Origin of the sequence: Amycolatopsis sp. M39, assembly GCF_001651785.1 — a bacterium.
Classification (GTDB): domain Bacteria; phylum Actinomycetota; class Actinomycetes; order Mycobacteriales; family Pseudonocardiaceae; genus Amycolatopsis; species Amycolatopsis rubida.
The window spans coordinates 64,242-82,486 of record NZ_LWSF01000033.1; the positions used below are offsets into that span (position 1 = coordinate 64,242).

General features: G+C 69.2%; 19 protein-coding genes. 14 read left to right on the plus strand and 5 right to left on the minus strand.

The features are described from left to right. Positions 1-4: 4 nt before the first annotated feature. Together A4R44_RS40750 and A4R44_RS40755 are read right to left on the minus strand one after the other, a co-directional pair. Positions 5-1,036, minus strand: a complete 1,032-nt coding sequence (locus A4R44_RS40750) for an acyl-CoA dehydrogenase family protein (RefSeq protein WP_067593579.1) — start codon at positions 1,034-1,036, stop codon at positions 5-7. 11 nt (positions 1,037-1,047) lie between these two features. Next, the gene (locus tag A4R44_RS40755) at positions 1,048-2,211 is read right to left on the minus strand and encodes an acyl-CoA dehydrogenase family protein (protein ID WP_067593582.1); all 1,164 of its coding nucleotides are present in this window, start codon (positions 2,209-2,211) and stop codon (positions 1,048-1,050) included. A 103-nt stretch (positions 2,212-2,314) separates the two neighbouring features. Between A4R44_RS40755 and A4R44_RS40760 the strand changes: the two genes are divergently transcribed. The 13 genes from A4R44_RS40760 (at position 2,315) to A4R44_RS40820 (ending at position 14,107) form a co-directional block, all read left to right on the plus strand. Next, on the plus strand, positions 2,315-2,500 hold the full coding sequence (locus A4R44_RS40760; protein WP_067593585.1) for a ferredoxin: 186 nt from the start codon (positions 2,315-2,317) through the stop codon (positions 2,498-2,500). A 74-nt stretch (positions 2,501-2,574) separates the two neighbouring features. Continuing rightward, positions 2,575-3,507 (plus strand): 3-oxoacyl-ACP reductase, encoded by a 933-nt coding sequence (locus tag A4R44_RS40765; protein WP_067593588.1) that lies wholly within the window; start codon positions 2,575-2,577, stop codon positions 3,505-3,507. Between the two features lie 13 nt (positions 3,508-3,520). Beyond that, on the plus strand, positions 3,521-4,285 hold the full coding sequence (locus tag A4R44_RS40770) for a glucose 1-dehydrogenase (protein ID WP_067593591.1): 765 nt from the start codon (positions 3,521-3,523) through the stop codon (positions 4,283-4,285). A 124-nt stretch (positions 4,286-4,409) separates the two neighbouring features. Next, positions 4,410-5,201, plus strand: a complete 792-nt coding sequence (locus A4R44_RS40775) for an ABC transporter permease (protein WP_067593594.1) — start codon at positions 4,410-4,412, stop codon at positions 5,199-5,201. 1 nt (position 5,202) lies between these two features. Beyond that, complete coding sequence (locus tag A4R44_RS40780) at positions 5,203-6,063, plus strand: ABC transporter permease (protein WP_009075203.1); 861 nt, start codon at positions 5,203-5,205, stop codon at positions 6,061-6,063. Further along, positions 6,060-7,415, plus strand: a complete 1,356-nt coding sequence (locus tag A4R44_RS40785) for an MCE family protein (RefSeq protein WP_067593598.1) — start codon at positions 6,060-6,062, stop codon at positions 7,413-7,415. The genes A4R44_RS40780 and A4R44_RS40785 overlap by 4 nt, the downstream gene beginning before the upstream one ends. Continuing rightward, the gene (locus A4R44_RS40790) at positions 7,412-8,449 is read left to right on the plus strand and encodes an MCE family protein (protein ID WP_067593601.1); all 1,038 of its coding nucleotides are present in this window, start codon (positions 7,412-7,414) and stop codon (positions 8,447-8,449) included. The genes A4R44_RS40785 and A4R44_RS40790 overlap by 4 nt, the downstream gene beginning before the upstream one ends. Then, positions 8,446-9,477 carry an MlaD family protein gene (locus A4R44_RS40795; RefSeq protein WP_067593651.1) on the plus strand — a complete coding sequence of 344 codons (1,032 nt, stop codon included), beginning with the start codon at positions 8,446-8,448 and terminating at the stop codon, positions 9,475-9,477. Before A4R44_RS40790 ends, A4R44_RS40795 begins: the two co-directional genes overlap by 4 nt. After that, positions 9,474-10,670 carry an MCE family protein gene (locus A4R44_RS40800; protein WP_067593604.1) on the plus strand — a complete coding sequence of 399 codons (1,197 nt, stop codon included), beginning with the start codon at positions 9,474-9,476 and terminating at the stop codon, positions 10,668-10,670. The genes A4R44_RS40795 and A4R44_RS40800 overlap by 4 nt, the downstream gene beginning before the upstream one ends. Next, positions 10,667-11,857, plus strand: a complete 1,191-nt coding sequence (locus tag A4R44_RS40805) for an MCE family protein (RefSeq protein ID WP_067593607.1) — start codon at positions 10,667-10,669, stop codon at positions 11,855-11,857. The genes A4R44_RS40800 and A4R44_RS40805 overlap by 4 nt, the downstream gene beginning before the upstream one ends. Further along, positions 11,857-13,098, plus strand: coding sequence for an MCE family protein (locus A4R44_RS40810; RefSeq protein WP_067593609.1), 1,242 nt, complete (start codon positions 11,857-11,859; stop codon positions 13,096-13,098). The genes A4R44_RS40805 and A4R44_RS40810 overlap by 1 nt, the downstream gene beginning before the upstream one ends. Next, the gene (locus A4R44_RS40815; protein ID WP_067593612.1) at positions 13,098-13,622 is read left to right on the plus strand and encodes a hypothetical protein; all 525 of its coding nucleotides are present in this window, start codon (positions 13,098-13,100) and stop codon (positions 13,620-13,622) included. Before A4R44_RS40810 ends, A4R44_RS40815 begins: the two co-directional genes overlap by 1 nt. After that, positions 13,619-14,107 (plus strand): hypothetical protein, encoded by a 489-nt coding sequence (locus A4R44_RS40820; RefSeq protein ID WP_232792000.1) that lies wholly within the window; start codon positions 13,619-13,621, stop codon positions 14,105-14,107. The genes A4R44_RS40815 and A4R44_RS40820 overlap by 4 nt, the downstream gene beginning before the upstream one ends. On the opposite strand, the gene A4R44_RS40825 is transcribed toward A4R44_RS40820, so the two are convergent. The 3 genes from A4R44_RS40825 to A4R44_RS40835 form a co-directional block, all read right to left on the minus strand. Further along, positions 14,085-15,026: a methylenetetrahydrofolate reductase gene (locus tag A4R44_RS40825; RefSeq protein ID WP_067593615.1), complete on the minus strand. Its 942-nt coding sequence runs from the start codon at positions 15,024-15,026 to the stop codon at positions 14,085-14,087. The genes A4R44_RS40820 and A4R44_RS40825 overlap by 23 nt on opposite strands. Before the next feature lie 93 nt (positions 15,027-15,119). Continuing rightward, positions 15,120-16,265 (minus strand): GDSL-type esterase/lipase family protein, encoded by a 1,146-nt coding sequence (locus A4R44_RS40830; RefSeq protein ID WP_067593618.1) that lies wholly within the window; start codon positions 16,263-16,265, stop codon positions 15,120-15,122. 44 nt (positions 16,266-16,309) lie between these two features. Then, complete coding sequence (locus A4R44_RS40835; RefSeq protein ID WP_067593621.1) at positions 16,310-16,792, minus strand: hypothetical protein; 483 nt, start codon at positions 16,790-16,792, stop codon at positions 16,310-16,312. A 72-nt stretch (positions 16,793-16,864) separates the two neighbouring features. Between A4R44_RS40835 and A4R44_RS40840 the strand changes: the two genes are divergently transcribed. Beyond that, positions 16,865-18,103 (plus strand): aminotransferase class I/II-fold pyridoxal phosphate-dependent enzyme, encoded by a 1,239-nt coding sequence (locus A4R44_RS40840; RefSeq protein WP_067593624.1) that lies wholly within the window; start codon positions 16,865-16,867, stop codon positions 18,101-18,103. Positions 18,104-18,245 lie beyond the last annotated feature (142 nt).

An 18,245-nucleotide genomic window follows, 5' to 3' on the forward strand; every position in this document is an offset into this window, starting at 1 on the left:
GGTTCTAACCGGGATTGCCACTCACGAGAACCTGACCCAGCCCCAACAGTTGCTCCGTCGCCCCGCCTCCGCTGAACTCCAGGCGCTTCGCGGCGGCGAAGTAGCGGTGTACGGGATGCTCCACATCAATGCCGACACCGCCGTGCAGGTGCACCGCAGTGTGCGCGACGCGGTGTCCGGCCTCTGCGGCCCAGAACTTCGCGGTGGACACGTCAGCGGCGGCGGGAAGGCCTTCGGAGAGCTTCCAGGCTGCTTGCCACAGCGTCAGCCGTACGGCTTCGACGTCGATGTACGCGTCGGCGAGTCGGTGTCGGACGGCTTGGAAGCTGCCCAGCACCTTGTCGAACTGCTTGCGCTCACGCGTGTACGCAGCTGTCAGTTCGAGCGCGCGCTCCAACACACCCAACTGTTGTGCGCAAGCGCCGAGAGCGCCGCGAAGGCGCAACTGTTCACCGACATCGCCGAGAGCGATTCCGGGGGTGTCGTACAGCGTCACCAAAGCAGCGTCGGCATGGTCAGTGGTGGACTGCGCTTCGATAGAGACACCAACGGCGTCCTTCTCGACGATGTACACGCCGTCGTTGGCTTCGACGAGTAAGGCGTCTGCGAAAGCTGCGAAGGGGACCGCGGTCTGCATACCGGTGAGGCGTCCGTCTGAAGCGACGAACGAGCCGCCCAGCGCGACGGAGAGGACAGCTTTGCCGCGCGAAACCGGCAGCAGCCATCGCTCAGCCAGCATGGGGTCGGTGAGGACCGAACCAGCCTGGACCACAGACGACAGATAGGGGACCGGAGCGACCGCGCGGCCGATCTCGATCAGGACAGAACACTGTTCCAGCAGCCCGAAACCACCGCCGCCGACTGTCGACGGCAGGGCGGCGTCGAGGACTCCGGAGCGGGCCATGGTAGTCCACAATGGAGCGTCGAAGCCGCCGGATCCGTGCGGGCCCAGCGATTCCGCGGTGACCTGATCGGTCAGGATGCGCCGGGTCAGTGCGGAGAGGTCGGTTTGTGCTTCGGTGAGAGAGAAGTCCACCGGGAGAACTCCTAACGCGTCACGGGCTGGCCGAGGGCGGTGGCGGCGACGATGTCGCGCTGCACCTCGTTGGTGCCGCCGCCGAAAGTGAGGATCAACGCCGAACGGTGCAGCCGTTCCAGCCGTCCCGCGAGCACCGCGCCGGGGGAGCCGTCGCGCACCACGGCGGCCGCGCCGACCACCTCCATCAGCAGCCGGTACGCCTCGATCGCCATCTCGGTGCCGTAGATCTTGGTCGCCGACGCTTCGGCCGGTCCGAGTTCGCTGGCTGCGGCGGCCCAGGCGATTTTCCAGTTCCGCAGCTTCAGATACTCGGCGTAGGCGTGCACGCGCGCGAGATGCGTCCGGACCCACTCGCGGTCGGTCAGCGACTCCTCGCTGGCCCATTCCACGACGTCGGCCAGCGCCTTCCGCACCGGCGCGGCGGAGGTCAGCGCGACGCGTTCGTGGTTGAGCTGGTTGGTGATCAGCGGCCAGCCCGCGTTCTCCTCCGCGACCCGCGACGTGACCGGCACCCGGATGTCGTCGTAGTACGTCGCGCTGGTCCCGGGGCCGGCGACGGTGTGCACCTTCGTCCAGGAGAACCCCGGGGCGGAGGTCGGCACGATGAGGATCGACAGGCCCTTGTGCTTGCGCGCCTCCGGATCGGTGCGCGCGGCGAGCCACACGTAGTCGGCGTACTCGATCAGGCTGGTCCACATTTTCTGGCCGTTGACCACGTATTCGTCGCCGTCGCGGGTTGCCCGCGTGCGCAGCGAGGCGAGGTCCGTGCCCGCGCCCGGTTCGGAGTAGCCGATCGCGAAATGCAGTTCGCCCGCGGCGATCTTCGGCAGGTAGAACGCCTTCTGGTCCGGGGTGCCGAACCGCATGATCGTCGGGCCGATCGTGTTCACCGTCAGGAACGGCACCGGCACCCCGGCGACCGCCGCCTCGTCGGTGAAGATCAGCTGGTCGAGCATGCTGCGGTCCTGGCCGCCGTACTCGCGCGGCCAGCCGAGCGCGAGCCAGCCGTCCTTGCCGAGCTGCCGCACGATTTCCTTGTACGCCAAGCCGTCGCCGTACTCGCCGCCGGGCGCGGCGAGGCTTTCCCGCCGCGCCGGCGTCATCAGTTCGGCGAAGTACTCCCGCAGCTCAGCGGCCAGTTCCCGCTGCTGCGGCGTGTAGTCGATCCGCACCCGTCACCTCCACCCCGCCGGTCTCGTTGTGGTGTCGTACCGGGCCCCGGCGGTAAGCTAGAACCTGTTCTAGTTGTACCAGGAGTGGCGGACGGGAGGAAGCATGGAGGTCAGTGTCGACCGGTCGCTGTGCGAGGCGAACGCGGTCTGCGTGGGGTTCGCGCCGGAGGTGTTCGATCTGGACGACGACGAGAACCTGGTGATCGGACCGGTTCCCGAGGAAGAAGTAGAACGTGTTTCGCAAGCGGTGACGAACTGCCCAAAGAACGCCCTGTTCAAGACCGGTTAATCGGGACTTGCTCAATACGAGAACAGATTCTAGTCTGTGCTGCGTCAGGCAGGCTTCGACGAGGAGGCTCGCGGGTGGAACCGACCGCAGGGAACACGCACGGCGACCGGGCTGGGGCTTCTTCGGCGACGCTCGAAGGCAAGGTCGCTGTCGTCACCGGGGCCGGAGCGGGGCTCGGCCGGGCCGAGGCGCTCGCGCTGGCCCGCGAAGGCGCGTCCGTCGTGGTCAACGACATCGGCGAGGCGAAAGACGTCGTAGCCGAGATCGAACAGCGAGGCGGCAAAGCGCTCGCGGTGGCCGGGGACGTCTCGGCGGCCGAAACCGCGAAGGAGCTGCTGTCGGCCGCGGTGGACCACTTCGGCAGCCTCGACATCGTCGTGAACAACGCGGGCGTGCTCCGCGACCGGATGCTGTTCTCGATGTCCGACGAGGACTGGGACAAAGTCATCGCAGTGCACCTGCGCGGGCATTTCCTGCTGTCCCGCAACGCCGCCGCGTACTGGCGCGATCGCTCCAAAATGGAGGGACAGCCGGTGTACGGCAGGCTCGTGAACACCGCGTCCGAGGCGTTCCTGGTCGGTTCGCCGGGCCAGCCCAACTACTCGGCGGCCAAAGCGGGCATCGCGGCGCTCACCATCTCCGCGGCGCGCGGGCTGGCGAAATACGGCGTGCGCGCCAACACGATCTGCCCGCGCGCCCGCACCGCGATGACCGCGGATGTCTTCGGCGAAGCCCCCGAGGACGGGCTCGATCCGCTGTCGGTAGAGCATGTTGCTCCGTTTGTCGCATTCCTCGCCTCGCCGGAGGCGGACTCGATCAACGGTCAGGTTTTCGTCGTGCACGGCGGCATGGTCGCCTTGCTGAAGCCGCCGTCGGTGGAGGAGCGGTTCGACACCGCGAACGGCGCCTGGACCGCGGGCGAACTCGCCGAAAAGGTCGGCGCGCATTTCGCCGATCGCGACCCGGAGCGGATGTTCGCCGCGACCGAGCTGCTTTCGCTGCCCTGAACCCGGAGGACGCATGACTGAGCACCGGCTGTCCGGCAAGGTCGCCCTCATCACCGGCGCGGCCCGCGGACAGGGCGCGGCCGCCGCGCGAGCGTTCGTCGCGCAGGGCGCGAAGGTGGTGATCGCCGACGTCCTCGACGACGAAGGCGAAGCGCTCGCCGCGGAACTCGGCGAAGCGGCGGTGTTCTGCCATCTCGACGTGAGCGACGAGGACGGCTGGACCGCCGCGGTCGAGACCACGGCGGCCGCGTTCGGGCCGCCGACGGTGCTGGTCAACAACGCCGGGGTGCTGTACTTTTCGGAACTCGCGAAGACGCCGCTGGCCGAATACGAACGCGTCGTGCGGATCAACCAGATCGGGGCGTTTCTCGGCATGCGCTCGGTCGTTGAACCCATGGCCGGGGCCGGCGGCGGCTCCATCGTCAACGTGTCCTCTGTGGAGGGTCTGGCCGGGATGCCGTTCCTCGTCGCCTACACCGCGACCAAGTTCGCGATCCGCGGGATGACCAAGGTCGCCGCGCTGGAGCTGGGCGCGCGCGGGATCCGGGTCAACTCGGTGCATCCGGGCATGATCGACACGAAAATGGTGTCCGACGCGGCGGGCGCGGAAGTGGACGTGTCCTGGGTGGGCAAGAAGGTCGCGCTCGGCCGGGTGGGCCGCGCCGACGAGATCGCGCCGCTGCTGGTGTTCCTCGGCAGCGACGAGAGTTCCTACTGCACCGGGGGCGAGTTCGTCGCCGACGGCGGGGCGACCGCCACGCACGCGCTGAAATTGTGACGGGCAGCCGGGGCTGCTGCGCCTAGGGTGACGGCTGGGGGCCGAAGGGACGGCAGTGAACACCGCTAACCGAAATCGGCGGGCGGGGATGGGCAAGACTCGGGGGTGACTACTGGGAGGTGCGGTGGGCGGAAGCGGCTCGGTCACTCTCCCGGGCACCGCGGCGCTGACCCAGGTCGGCAGGCTCGCCACGCTGTCCTGGGAGGTCCTGCGGGCGATCTTCAAACGCCCGTTCCAGTTCCGCGAATGGATCCAGCAGTGCTGGTTCTTCGCGAGCGTGACCATTCTGCCGACGGCGCTGGTCGCGATCCCGTTCGGCGCGGTCATCGCGCTGCAGCTCGGATCCCTGACCACGCAGATCGGCGCGCAGTCGTTCACCGGGGCGGCCAGCGCGCTCGCCATCGTGCAGCAGGCGAGCCCGCTGATCACCGCGCTGCTGGTGGCCGGAGCGGGCGGCAGCGCGGTCTGCGCTGACATCGGCGCGCGCAAGATCCGGGAAGAGATCGACGCGATGGAAGTGCTCGGCGTCAACCCGGTGCAGCGCATCGTGGTGCCGAGGGTGCTCGCCGCGATCGTGGTGGCGGTGCTGCTCAACGGCCTGGTCAGCGTGGTCGGCGTGCTCGGCGGCTACTTCTTCAACGTGGTTCTGCAAGGCGGCACGCCCGGCGCGTACCTGGCCAGCTTCAACGCCCTCGCGCAGGTGCCGGACCTCTGGGTCAGCGAGATCAAGGCGTTCCTGTACGGCTTCGTCGCGGGCGTGGTCGCGGCGTTCCGCGGGCTGAACCCGGCGGGCGGGCCGAAGGGCGTCGGCGACGCGGTGAACCAGGCGGTGGTGATCACTTTCCTGCTGCTGTTCCTGATCAACGTCGTGCTGACCGCCGTGTACCTCAAAGTCGTGCCCCCGAAGGCGTTGTGACATGACGGCCGAACCGATCGAGCAGACGCGCGCGTCCGACCGGACGCTGGAGATCATCGCGCGTCCCGGCGCGAGTCTCGAAGGACTCGGGAAACAGCTGTCGTTCTACGGCCGGGCGCTCGCCTGGTCGCCGCGCACGATCCGCCGCTACGGCCGCGAAACCACGCGGCTGCTCACCGAAGTCTGCTTCGGCACCGGCGGCCTCGCGGTGATCGGCGGCACGCTCGGCGTGATGATCGGCATGACGCTGTTCACCGGCCTCATCGTGGGCTTGCAGGGGTATTCGGCGCTGAACCAGCTCGGCACCGCCGCGCTCACCGGGTTCATTTCCGCCTACTTCAACACCCGCGAGGTGGCGCCGCTGTCGGCCGGGCTCGCGCTGTCGGCGACCGTCGGCTGCGGGTTCACCGCCCAGCTCGGCGCGATGCGGATCTCCGAAGAGATCGACGCGCTCGAAGTGATGGCCGTGCCGAGCATGCCGTACCTGGTCACCACGCGCGTGCTCGCCGGGGTCACCGCGGTGATCCCGCTGTACGCGGTGGGCCTGCTGTCCTCGTATCTCGCGTCGCGGCAGATCACCATCTGGCTCTACGGCCAGTCGGCGGGCACGTACGACCATTACTTCACGCTGTTCCTCCCGCCGGAGGACGTGCTGTGGTCGTTCGCCAAGGTGATCGTGTTCAGCGTGCTGGTGATCCTTTCCCATTGCTACTACGGCTATACCGCGTCCGGCGGACCGGCCGGGGTGGGCATCGCGGTGGGCCGCGCGGTGCGCACGTCGATCGTGCTGATCTCGGTGCTGGACTTCTTCCTGAGCCTCGCGATCTGGGGCGCGAACACGACAGTGCGGATATCCGGATGAGTACCCGCCGAGAGGTGCGCAAACGGCTCCAGTACCAGCTGCTGGGGCTGGTCTTCCTGGTCGTGGCGGCGTTGTTCTTCACCACCACGATCGCCGCCTACCGCAAGGTGTTCACGCCGGTGACGCTCGTGAAGCTGGAGACCGACCACGTCGGCAGCCAGCTGCGCGTCGGCGGCGACGTGAAGGTGCGCGGCATGCTCGTCGGCGAGATCCGCGACGTGCGGCCGGTCGGCGACCACGCGGAGCTGGAACTGGCGCTGCAGCCGGACAAGACCGACGTGATCCCGTCGAACGTTTCGGCGCGGCTGCTGCCGAAGACCCTGTTCGGCGAACGGTACGTCGCGCTCCAGCTGCCCGAGCAGGCGCAGCGGCCGATCAAGGCGGGCGACGTCATCCCGCAGGACCGCAGCAGCACCGCGATCGAGCTGGAGCAGGTGCTCAACCACGTCATGCCGCTGTTGCGGGCGGTGCAGCCGGAAAAGCTTTCCAGCACGCTCAACGCCGTGTCGACCGCGCTGGACGGACGCGGCAAGAAGCTCGGCGAGACGCTGACCCAGCTGTCGGACTACCTCGGCAAGCTCAACCCGTCGCTGCCCGATCTGAAAGCCGACATCACCGGGCTGGCCACCGTTTCCGGCATCTACGACAAGGCCGCGCCGGACGCGTTGCAGGCGCTGTCGGACCTCACCACGACGACGCAGACCATCGTGGAGAAACAGCGCGGCCTGACCGATCTGTACTCCTCGGTCACCGGCACCGCCACCGACCTGACGCGCTTCCTGGAAGTCAACAAGGACAACATCATCCGCCTCACCACCGCCGTGCAGCCCACGCTCGACGTGCTCGCGAAGTACGCGCCGGAATACCCGTGCCTGTTCAAGCAGCTGGCCGGGACGGTGCCGAACGCGGAGCTGGCGTTCGGCAAGGGCACCGCGCATCCGGAGGTCAGCCGCGTGACGATCGAGTTCTCGGCGAGCCGCGGCAAGTACCTGCCCGGCGTCGACGAGCCGAAGTACGACGACAAACGCGGCCCGCGCTGCTATCCGCAGGTGCCCAAACCCGGGCACTGGCCGCAGTATCCGCCGGACGGCGCGGTGCGGGACGGGACGACCAAGCCCGCGCCGCCGCACAATCCGGACGGCACGCTGCCCGGCGACTTCACCAACGGCCCGCTGCCCGGCGGGTCCGGGTCGACCGGCGGCGCGCCGAGCATCGTCGGGTCGGCCGACGAGCAGAAACTGCTCGACCTGCTCGCCTCGCCGACGCTGAACACCACGCCGGACAACGTGCCGGGCTGGTCGTCGCTGCTGGTCGGACCGCTGTACCGCGGGGCGGAGGTGGAGCTGAAATGAGGTCGTTCGTTCCCGCGCTGGTCAAGATCGGCATCTTCGCCGTGGTCACCGTGCTGCTGACCGGGGTGCTCGCCACCACGATCGCGAACACGAACTTCGGCGACACCGCGTCCTACGTCGCGAAGTTCACCGACGCGTCCGGCCTGCAAGCAGGCGACGACGTGCGGATCTCCGGCGTGAAGGTCGGGCAGGTCGAGACGATCGGGGTCGACCAGGGCGAGCAGAACTACGCCGAGGTGCGGTTCCTCGTCGAGTCCGCGTACCGGCTGCCCTCGCTGGCCACCGCGACCATCAAGTACCGCAACCTCGTCGGCCAGCGCTACCTCTCGCTCGGCACCGACGTCAGCGGCGGCGACACGCTGTCTCCCGGCGACACCATCCCGCCGGAGCGCACGAAACCGGCGCTGAACCTGACCGTGCTGTTCAACGGGTTCAAGCCGCTGTTCAAGGCGCTGGACCCGAAAGAGGTCAACCAGCTCTCCGCCGAGATCGTGCAGGTGTTCCAGGGCGAGGGCGGCACGATCACCAGCCTGCTGTCGCACACCGCGTCGATCACGACGGCGATCGCGGGCAAGGACAAGGTGATCGGGCAGGTCATCGACAATCTCAACCAGGTGCTCGGCACGGTCAACGCGCGCGGGCCGCAGCTGGGCGACCTCGTCGACCAGACGCAGCGGCTGGTGAGCGGGCTGGCCGAGCAGCGCAAGCCGATCGGCGACGCGGTGGGCGCGCTCGGCGACCTGACGAACGCGACCGCCGGGCTGCTCGCCGACGCCCGTCCCGCGGTGCAGCAGGACGTGACCCAGCTCGGGAAGCTGGCGAACAACCTCAACGACGCGCAGCCGCTCGTCGAGCATCTGCTGCAAGTGCTGCCGGGCAACCTGGAGAAGTTCACCCGGACCCTGAGCTACGGCAGCTGGTTCAACTACTACCTGTGCGGGATCGAAGGCACCATCGGCATCTCCTCGCTGGACGTGACGCTGCCGATCGTGCCGGTCCCCGGCACCGAACGCGCGCCGAGGTGTGGCCCGTGAAACGACTGAAGGACCGGAACCAGGCGAGCGTCGGCGCGGTGACGCTGGTGCTCATCGTGCTGGTGACCGCGGTGACGTATTTTTCCGACAGCATCCCGATGTTCGGCAACGGCACCACCTACACCGCGGCGTTCGCCGAGTCCGCCGGGCTCGCGCCGGACAACGAGGTCCAGGTGGCCGGCGTCAAGGTCGGGCAGGTGACGTCGGTGGAACTGGGGCACAAGCAGGTGCTCGTGAAGTTCCGGGTGAAGGGCGTGCGGGTCGGCGACGCGTCCACGGCGTCGATCGAGATCAAGACGCTGCTGGGGGAGAAGTATCTCGCGCTGGACACGAAGGGCGGCGGGACGCAGACGCCCGGCGACACGATTCCGGTGCAGCGCACGCGGACGCCGTTCCAGTTGCAGGACGCGTTCAACCAGCTGTCGACCACGGTCGGCGACATCGACACCCAGCAGCTGGCGCAGAGCTTCACCGCGCTGTCGGATTCCCTCAAGGACAGTCCGAAGTACTTGAAGGACACGTTGTCCGGGCTGTCGGCGTTGTCCAAGACGGTGTCCTCGCGCGACGCCGATCTGCACGCGCTGCTGTCCAACACGAGCAAGATCTCGAAGACCTTGTCCGACCGGAACGCCCAGCTGCAGCAGGTGATCAGCGACGGCAACCTGCTGCTCACCGAACTGCGGCAGCGCCGCGAGCAGATCAGCACGCTGCTCAAGGGCACGCAGGAGATCTCGAAGCAGCTGTCCGGGCTGGTCGCGGACAACCGTACGCAGATCGGGCCGACGCTCGCCGCGCTCGGGAAGGTGACCGACGTGTTGCAGCGCAATCAGGGCAACCTCGACCGGAGCCTGCAGCTGATGGCCCCGTTCGCCCGGGTCGGCGCGAACGCGACCGGCAACGGGCGCTGGTTCGAGGGGTATCTGTGCGGGTTGCTGCCGCCGACGATCACCGCGGGCGGGCTGTCGATCAACCCGGAGGGCTGTACGCCGCCGATCTCCGCGCCTGATCAGGGGGTGGGCGGACGATGACTGTCGAAACTCGCGCAGGGCGCAATGTGGTCACCTGGCTTGGGTTTGCTTGTGTAGCAGCGCTTTTGCTGACCGCGGGCATCTACCTGGTCCTGCGCGACACCGGCGGAACGAAGATCTCGGCGTACTTCGGGAAGACCGTCGGCCTGTACGCCGGTTCCTCCGTGCGCGTGCTGGGTGTCGCGGTCGGCGAGGTCACGGCGGTGACGCCGGAGGGCCAGGCGGTGCGCGTGGACATGAAGGTCAACGACGATGTCCCGATCCCGAAAGACGTCGGCGCGGTGGTCGTTTCGCCGAGCCTGGTGAGCGACCGGTACGTCCAGCTGACGCCGTCGTACGACAGCGGCCCGACGCTCGCGAGCGGAACCGTGCTGGCGCGCGACAAAACCGCGACGCCGGTGGAACTGGACGACCTCTACGCGAGCCTCGACAAGCTGTCCACCGCGCTCGGGCCCAACGGGGCCAACAAAAACGGCGCGTTCTCCGACCTGCTGGACACCGCCGCGGCCAACCTCAAGGGCAACGGCAAGGACCTGAACTCGACCGTCAGCAGGCTCGCCGAACTGGCAGGCACGCTCGACGATTCGAAGGACGACCTGTTCTCCACGGTGAAGAACCTGAACTCCTTCACCTCCGCGCTGTCCCAAAGCGACAGCCAGCTGAACGAGTTCTACCAGCGGCTCGCGGACGTCAGCGGCTTCCTCGCCGACGATTCGCACGACGTCGGGGCCGCGCTCGATTCGCTGTCCACGTCGCTGCGGGACGTGAAACAGTTCGTTGCGGACAACAAGAACGGGCTTTCGTCCAATGTGGCCAAACTGGCGTCGCTGACCAAGGTGCTGGTGGACCAGCGGGCCGCGCTCGCCGAGGTGCTCGACATCGCGCCGACCGGGGCGACGAACTTCATCAACACCTACGACGCGGCGTCCGGCACGATCGCGGTGCGCGACAACCTGAACGAGATCACCAACCCGCCGATCCTCACCGTCTGCCGGCTGATCAGCGCGGGCACGCCGAAGCCGCTGCCGGACACGCTCGGCACTATCTGCAAGAAGCTCGCGCCGGTGCTCGACGGCACGCTCAAGCTGCCGTCCATCCCGCAGGCGCTGAACTCGCTGCAGAACGGCCAGCTGCCCCCGTTGCCGCTGCCGCTGTCGGACGTGCTGACGCAGAAACCCGGAGGTGGCAAGTGAAACGCCTCCGGAAGCGGCTGGCGGGCGTGCTCGCCGGGGTGCTGGTGCTCGCCGGGTGCAGCGACGGCGGGTTCAACGGGCTGTACTCGACGCCGTTGCCCGGCGGCCCGGACATCGGCGACCACCCGTACCACGTCACCGCGTTGTTCACCGACGTGCTGGACCTGGTGCCGCAGGCGAACGTGAAGGTGAACGACGTCGCGGTCGGCCGGATCGACCGGATCGCGCTCACCCCGGACACCCGGTCCGCGCTCGTGTCGATGACGGTGAACGGCGACGTCCGGCTGCCCGCCAACGCACATGCCGAACTGCGCCAGTCCAGTCTGCTCGGCGAGAAGTTCGTCCAGCTGAGCGCGCCGACCGCGGAGAAGCCCGCGGGCAGGCTCGCCGACGGGGCGCGGATCCCGCTCGGGCGCACGAACCGCAACCCGGAGATCGAGGAGGTGCTGGGCGCGTTGTCGTTGCTGCTCAACGGCGGCGGCGTCGACCAGCTGCAGAACATCAGCCGCGAACTCAACGACGCGCTGTCGGGCAACGAACCGCAGATGCGCGCGCTGCTGTCCCGGGTGGACGAACTCGCCACCCAGCTGGACGGGCACAAGGGCGAGATCCTGCGCGCGATCGACGGCCTGGACAAGCTGTCCGCCACGCTCGCCGGGCAGAAGCAGAACCTCGCCACCGCGCTGGACAAACTCGCGCCGGGATTGAAGATCGTCGCCGACCAGCGCGACCAGCTGGTGGGGATGCTGAACGCGCTGAACAAGCTGTCCGGCGTCGCGGTCGACACGGTGAACCGCAGCCGCGACCAGCTCGTCGCGAACCTCAAGGCGCTGGAGCCGACGCTGCGCCAGCTCAGCGCGGCGGGCCAGGACCTGCCGAACGCGCTGCGGATCCTGCTGACCTACCCGTTCCCGGACTACGCGGGCAACGTGATCAAGGGCGACTACGCGAACGTCGACGCGCGGATCAACCTCGATCTCGACAAGCTGGTGCAGAACTTCACGAATTCGTCGCAGCCGCCGTTCCAGCTGCCGACGCCTTCGACGTCCGGCGCTCCGCCCGCCGCGGGGCAAGGGATGCCGCAGTTGCCGTTGCCGCTGCCGAACACGCCGGCCACGGGCGGAGCGAAACCCGGCTACGGCGGGGTACTGGGCGGCTTGCTCGGCGGTCTGGTGGGAGGCGGCTGATGAACACGCGCAAGGTTCGGATCCAGCTGCTGGTGTTCTTCGCGATCGCCGTCGTTTCGGTGGCCTACGCGGGCGGGCACTACGCCGGTCTCGACCGGATTTTCGGCAACCGGGGTTACCACGTGACGCTCAAATTGGCCGACTCCGGCGGGGTTTTCGTGAACTCCGAGGTCGCTTACCGGGGCGTGACAGTCGGCCGGGTCGGGGCCATGACGCTCACTCCGCAGGGCATCGACGTCCGGCTCGACATCGACTCCGGCGGCCCCGACATCCCGTCCGCGCTGCACGCGCAGGTCGCGAACCGGTCGGCGGTGGGGGAGCAGTTCGTGGACCTGCTTCCGGACCGCGAATCCGGGCCGTACCTGGCGGACGGCGCGGTGATCGCGCAGGATCGCACGTCGCTGCCCGCGACGCCGGATTCGGTGCTGACGCATCTCGACGGCCTGGTCGCGAGCGTTCATCCGGAATCGCTGAAGACCGTGGTGGACGAGACGTACGACGCGTTCGCCGGGTCGGGGCCGCAGCTGCGGAAACTGCTGGACAGCACCAGCTCCCTCACCGCGACGGCCGCCCAGTACGTGCCGGACACGCAGGGGTTGCTGGCGAATTCCCGCACGGTTTTCGCGACGCAGGAGCGGCAGGCGCAGAACATCACGGCGTTCGCGTCCGGGCTGAAGACGATCGCCGGGCAGCTGAAGTCGTCGGATCCGGCCGTGCGCAAGGTGATCGACGAGGCTCCGCAGCTGAGCCGGCAGATCAGCGACGTGCTCGCCGCGTCCGGGACCGACCTCGGGGTGCTGTTCGCGAACTCGCTCACCACCGCGCAGGTCACCTCGATGCGCAAGGACGCGATCGAGGAACTGCTGGTGGCGTACCCGGTGATCTCGGCGTTCTCGCCGACGACCTCGCCGGACGGCACCGGGCATCTGGGCGTGGTGTTCAACTTCTTCGACCCGCATTCGTGCACGAAGGGGTACGAGGGGACGAAACAGCGTCCGGCCAACGACACGAGCGACGCGCCGGTCAACATGAACGCTTACTGTGCGGAGCCGCCGGGCAGCCCGACTGAGGTTCGCGGTGCGCAGAACGCGCCGTACGCGGGGAAGCCGCCCGCGATTCCGGCCGCGCCCCAGGCTTCCGCGCCTTCGGACCAGGGTTCGCAGCAGCAGCTGCCGGGTCTGCTTGGCCAGCTGACCGCGCCGCTGAAGGGCGGGCTCGGGGCGTTGCTGGGCGGTTCGTGATGGCTGACTCGGCCGAAGTTTCCCGGCCGCCCTTCCTGAGCGGACGGGTGCTGACCGTGCTGGCCGCTGTCGCGGTGCTGGCCGCCGCGTGGTTCGGCTGGTCGTGGTGGAGCGCGGCGCAGGACGACAGCCTCGCCCGCGGCCGCGCCCGGGACGCCGTGCTGGCCGCCGCGAGCACGGAACTGGTCACGCTCAACACGATCGACTACCGCACGAGCGCGGTCGACGTGGACCGCTGGATCGCCGCGACGACCGGGCAGTACGGCAAAGACCTCTCCGGCGACCGGCAACTGCAGATCGACCGCGCCAAACGCACCAGAACCGTGTCGACGGCTTCCCTGGTGCAGGCCGCGGTCACCGACCTGAACCCTTCGGCGGGAACGGCACGGCTGATCGCGGTCCTGAACGTCCGCGTGAGCACCGGCGACGGCGCGCCCTCGGCGAAACAGGCGCGCTTGGCCGTGGACTTCGCACGAGACGGCGACACGTGGAAGATCGGCGGCGTCCAGGCGGTGGGCTCGTGAACCGGCGGACGATCGCCGCGGGGGTGGCCGCGGTCGCGCTGGCGTGCGCGGTGTGGTTCGGGGTGCAGGCGTCGCTGCTGCACCCCGAGGACGACGAGGCGATGGTCGACCCCGTGGCGACCTCGCAGGTCACCGACCAGGTGAGCGCTGCGGTGAAGGCGGTTTTTTCCTACGACTACGCGAACCTGGACCGCACCGCGCGCGCCGCGGCCGACGTCCTGACTGGTTCGGCGGTGGGGCAGTACCAAAGCCAGTTCGCCGCGGCCCGTCAACGCGCGGCGAACGAAAAGCTCGTCCGGACAACCACAGTGCGCGCGATCGGAGTCCGCTCATTGCACGGCGACGACGCGAGCCTGCTGCTTTTCCTGGACCAGCAAACGATTCTGCCCGGCGGTGGCGCGCCTCAGTCGTCTGTCGGGCAGTTGTCGGTGACCGCGCATCGCACCGATGGGCAGTGGAAGATCACCGCGCTGGATCCGCTGTAGCCCTCCGGCCGAGCAGTGCGCCGACCTCGCGCGCGAGGGCCACCGAAGCCTCGATCTCGACCTTGCGGATGGACACGCTCTCCACGAGGAAGCCGAACGGCATGCCGAGCTTGCGGCAGAAGGCGGCCAGTTCGCGGGCGCTCGCCAGGCACTGCTCGTAGGACTCGGCCAGCGTGTCGTCCGCGTGGCGCAGGGAATTCTCCAGCCAGCGCGGGACGTGGACGCCGAGCCACTGGAGGAACGCCAGCGTCTTCGCCGAACCGCAGACCGAGAGGGTGAACAGGACCGGCCTGGGTTCGAGCTGCTGCTCGCGGCAGGCGTAGAAGTAGTCGGAGACCATGCTCTTGGCCGCGTCGGCGCTGTAGATCACCTGGGAGATGAAGTACGCGCAGCCGGCCTGCTGCTTGGCGATCAGCCGCAGGTGCTCGTCGGGCCGCTCAGTGATGGCGACGCCGCCGAGCAGCAGGTCGGGGCGCACCTCCCGGCGCAACGCCTGCGCCTGCGAGAGCCGGGTGTGCACCTGCTTGCCCTTCGAGGAAGCCCCGACGAACACCGGCAGCACCCGGTCGGTGTCGGCGGTCCGCAGCCAATCCCGCAGCTCGCCCTCGGGGTACTTGCCGACGCACCGGTAGATGACCGCCGGACGGGTCCACTCGCTGAGATAGTCCGCGTGGTAGCCGGCCGGGTCGAGCGTCGGCAGGTAGGGGAACGGCCGCTCCCGCGGGTTGCGGTCGCTCTCGTCGTCGATGTCGTAGAGGGCGAGCCCGTCGACGTCGAGGTCGCTCAGCCGCGCGAGGGTGGCGGCGGTGATCTCCCGGATCCGCTCGGGAGTGTTGCTGAGGCGGGGCGGGGTGATGCCGAACAGCAGGACGCCGCGATCGGGGTGGGTCAGCTGGGTCCGGAGAGTGTGGTCCGCCATGAGGCGGAAGTTAGCAGCCGGGGCCGTCCGGGCGCCGCGCAGCCGTTCCGGCGGCGGGAACGGGATTGCCGTCCGAAGACGCGGTCGGACGGCTCAGCTCGCGAACGGACCGCCGTCCCCGAAGAGCTGCTTGGCGAACCGTTCCCCGGCCGACCGATGCGCCGCCGCGTCCGGATGCAGCGAGTCCGGCAGCGGGTGCGCGGCGAAATCCTCTTCCCCGTACAGCGAAAGGCCGTCCACGTAGTGCAGCGCCGGATCCTCCCGGTCCCGGACGACCCGCGCCAGTTCCTCCCGGATCACCTTCAGCGTCAGCTTCCCCTCCGCGACGGCGGCGGGATCGCCGGTCGCCTTGAACCGGAGCGTTCCGGTGCTGAAATCCGGGGTGCCCGGACCCGGCGTGTCCTCGTGGATCGGGCACAGCCAAGGCGAGATCACCGCCAGCGGGACATCCGGGCGCCCCTCCCGGATCGTGTCCAGGAACCCGTGCACGGCCGGGCCGAAAGCGCGCAGCCGCATCAGGTCCGCGTTCACCACGTTGATTCCCAGCTTCACGCTGATCAGATCGGCGGGAGTGTCGCGGAGGGCTCGCGCGGTGAACGGGTCGAGCAGCGCGCTTCCGCCGAAGCCCAGGTTGACCAGATCGACCCCGGCGGCAGCGGCGGCCAGCACGGGCCACGTCCGCGCCGGGCCTGCCGCGCCGGTGCCTTGGCTGATCGAGCTGCCGTGGTGCAGCCAGACGCGCCGGGCGCGGGGCAGCGGAGAGATCGGGGCAGTGGTGCGCAACGCGACCAGCCGGGTGGTTTCGTTGTACGGCAACCAGATTTCGACATCCTTGCTGCCCGAAGGCAGGTCGGAGAACTGGACCGTGCCGGGCGGGCCGGGGCGGGTCTCGCCCTCGCCGGTCATCATGTCGAGGATCAGTTCGTCGCCGCCGGAAACGGTCGCGGAGCCGCCGGGGCGCCCGTTCAGCACCAGGTCGTAGACGCCGTCCGGCAGCGGCGGCATGCCCGCGTAGCCGACCTTCGCGCGGTGGGTGTCCAGTTCGATCGCCGTCGACTCGGTGCGGAACGCCAGGCGCACACCGGACGGCTGGGTTTCCGCCATCGCGAGCCTGCTGTCGGTGTTCTGCGCCCGCGCCCGTGCGGTCAGCCGGTGCGGCAGCAAGCCCTGCGGCGTGCGTTCGAGCTCAAGTGCACCGAGCACGAACTCTTCGCCGAGCTCGGTGGTGATCCACTGCATGCCGCCGAGTCTGCCGTCCGCGGCCGCGCGCCGCCAACGGGATATCAGCCGTCCCAGACCCCGGGGCCTTCGCGCAGCACCGCGACCGGGGCGGCCCCGGCGGACGGCCACAGGTCCAGCACGTACCGGAAATGCTCGCCGAACTCGTGGTCGTGCCAGTCCGCGTCCGGCGGGCCGCTCTCCACATAGGACACCCGGACCCGGTACCGCCCGGACGGGACCGCGATCCGGTGTTCCTGGCGCGCGTAATCGGCGGGACCGGCCAGCGTCGCCACGCCGCCGGGGAGGTCGAGATCGGCTTCCACCACGTGGGACGCGTCCGGCGACACCGGCGGTATCGCCGTGCTGACCGCCACGTCGACCTCGACCCAGTCGGAGCGAGCGGTCGCCACGGAGAGCGACGACGGCTCTACCGCCACGCGGTGCACCGACACCGCCTCGCCGGTCCACCCGCCGTCGCCGGGACGCCAGGCGTCCTTGTCCCGCAGGGAAAACTGCCGTTGCTCGGCATGCACCAGGTACCGCACGGGCCCCCACGCTAGCCCACGAGAGCCGGGGGTCACCCGAACTGGCTTGCGCGAGCGGTTTAGCGTGGTGGTATGACCACAGCTCCTGTCGATGTCGACACTGCCCGTCGCGACTACGCCGCGCTGGTCGAGCGCGGACTGTCCCTGGACATCACCCGCGGCAAGCCGTCGCCCCGGCAGCTCGACCTCTCCGCGGATCTCCTGACGCTGCCGAACGGCCAGTACAAGGCCGAGGACGGCACCGACACCCGCAACTACGGCGGGCTCAAGGGGCTGCCGGAGCTGCGCCGCATCTTCGCCGGCGCGCTGCAGGTGCCGGTCGAGCAGCTGTTCGCGGCGGGCAACTCGAGCCTGGAGCTGATGCACGACACCATCGCGCAGGCGATGCTCAGCACGCTGCCGGGCGCCGCGCGCCGCTGGGCCGACGAGCCCCGGATCGCGATGCTGTGCCCGGTGCCCGGCTACGACCGGCACTTCGCGCTCGCCGAGCGGTTCGGCATCGAGCTGATCCCGGTGCCGATGACCGAAACCGGCCCGGACATGGACGTCGTGGAGCGGCTGGTCGCCGAGGACGCCGCGGTCAAGGGCATCTGGTGCGTGCCGAAGTACTCCAACCCGACCGGCGTCACCTTCGGCGCCGAGGTCGCCGGGCGGCTCGCCGCGATGCCCGCCGCCGCGCCGGACTTCCGGATCATCTGGGACAACGCCTACGCGGTGCACCACCTCACCGAGGACGAGCCGGAGCTGGCCGACATCCTCGCCCTCTGCGCCGAGGCAGGCAACCCGGACCGCGCGTTCGTGTTCGGCTCCACCTCGAAGATCACCTTCGCCGGGGCGGGCGTCGGGTTCTTCGGCGCGTCCGAGGCGAACCTCGCCTGGTGGCAGAGCGTGCTGAGCAAGCGCACCATCGGCCCGGACAAGGTCAACCAGCTGCGCCACGCGCTGTTCCTCAAGGACGCCGACGGCGTCCGCGCGCTCATGCGCCAGCACGCCGAACTGATCGCGCCGAAGTTCGCCGCTGTCGAGCGCATCCTCGCCGAGGAGCTGAGCGACCTGGCGACCTGGACCAAGCCGACCGGCGGGTACTTCGTCTCGCTGACCGTGCCCGAGGGCACCGCGAACGAGGTCGTGCGGCTGGCGAAGGAGGCGGGCGTCGCGCTGACCCCGGCCGGGGCCACCCACCCGCACGGCGACGACCCGGCCGACGCGGTCATCCGCATCGCGCCGACCTTCCCGGAGCTGGCCGAGGTGGAGGAGGCCGTCCGCGCCCTCGCCGTCTGCGTGCGGCTCGCGGTCGCGCAGCGCGCCTGATCTCGCCGGTGCCGGAAACCTCACCGCGCCGGCTCGGCCCGCCGACCGTATCGTCACGTTCGTGAGGGCGACCCTGAGGGAATCAGATTCCCTCAGCTTGAGTTTTAAGGTCCGGGTGTCAGAGGGGGCGCCCGGTTGATCA

Coding starts and splice junctions, on each gene's coding strand:
- A4R44_RS40785 (WP_067593598.1), top strand. CDS start 6,060: ATGAGTACCCGCCGAGAGGTGCGCAAACGGCTCCAGTACCAGCTGCTG.
- A4R44_RS40815 (WP_067593612.1), top strand. CDS start 13,098: ATGGCTGACTCGGCCGAAGTTTCCCGGCCGCCCTTCCTGAGCGGACGG.
- A4R44_RS40800 (WP_067593604.1), top strand. CDS start 9,474: ATGACTGTCGAAACTCGCGCAGGGCGCAATGTGGTCACCTGGCTTGGG.
- A4R44_RS40825 (WP_067593615.1), bottom strand. CDS start 15,026: ATGGCGGACCACACTCTCCGGACCCAGCTGACCCACCCCGATCGCGGC.
- A4R44_RS40810 (WP_067593609.1), top strand. CDS start 11,857: ATGAACACGCGCAAGGTTCGGATCCAGCTGCTGGTGTTCTTCGCGATC.
- A4R44_RS40830 (WP_067593618.1), bottom strand. CDS start 16,265: ATGCAGTGGATCACCACCGAGCTCGGCGAAGAGTTCGTGCTCGGTGCA.
- A4R44_RS40780 (WP_009075203.1), top strand. CDS start 5,203: ATGACGGCCGAACCGATCGAGCAGACGCGCGCGTCCGACCGGACGCTG.
- A4R44_RS40790 (WP_067593601.1), top strand. CDS start 7,412: ATGAGGTCGTTCGTTCCCGCGCTGGTCAAGATCGGCATCTTCGCCGTG.
- A4R44_RS40770 (WP_067593591.1), top strand. CDS start 3,521: ATGACTGAGCACCGGCTGTCCGGCAAGGTCGCCCTCATCACCGGCGCG.
- A4R44_RS40760 (WP_067593585.1), top strand. CDS start 2,315: ATGGAGGTCAGTGTCGACCGGTCGCTGTGCGAGGCGAACGCGGTCTGC.
- A4R44_RS40840 (WP_067593624.1), top strand. CDS start 16,865: ATGACCACAGCTCCTGTCGATGTCGACACTGCCCGTCGCGACTACGCC.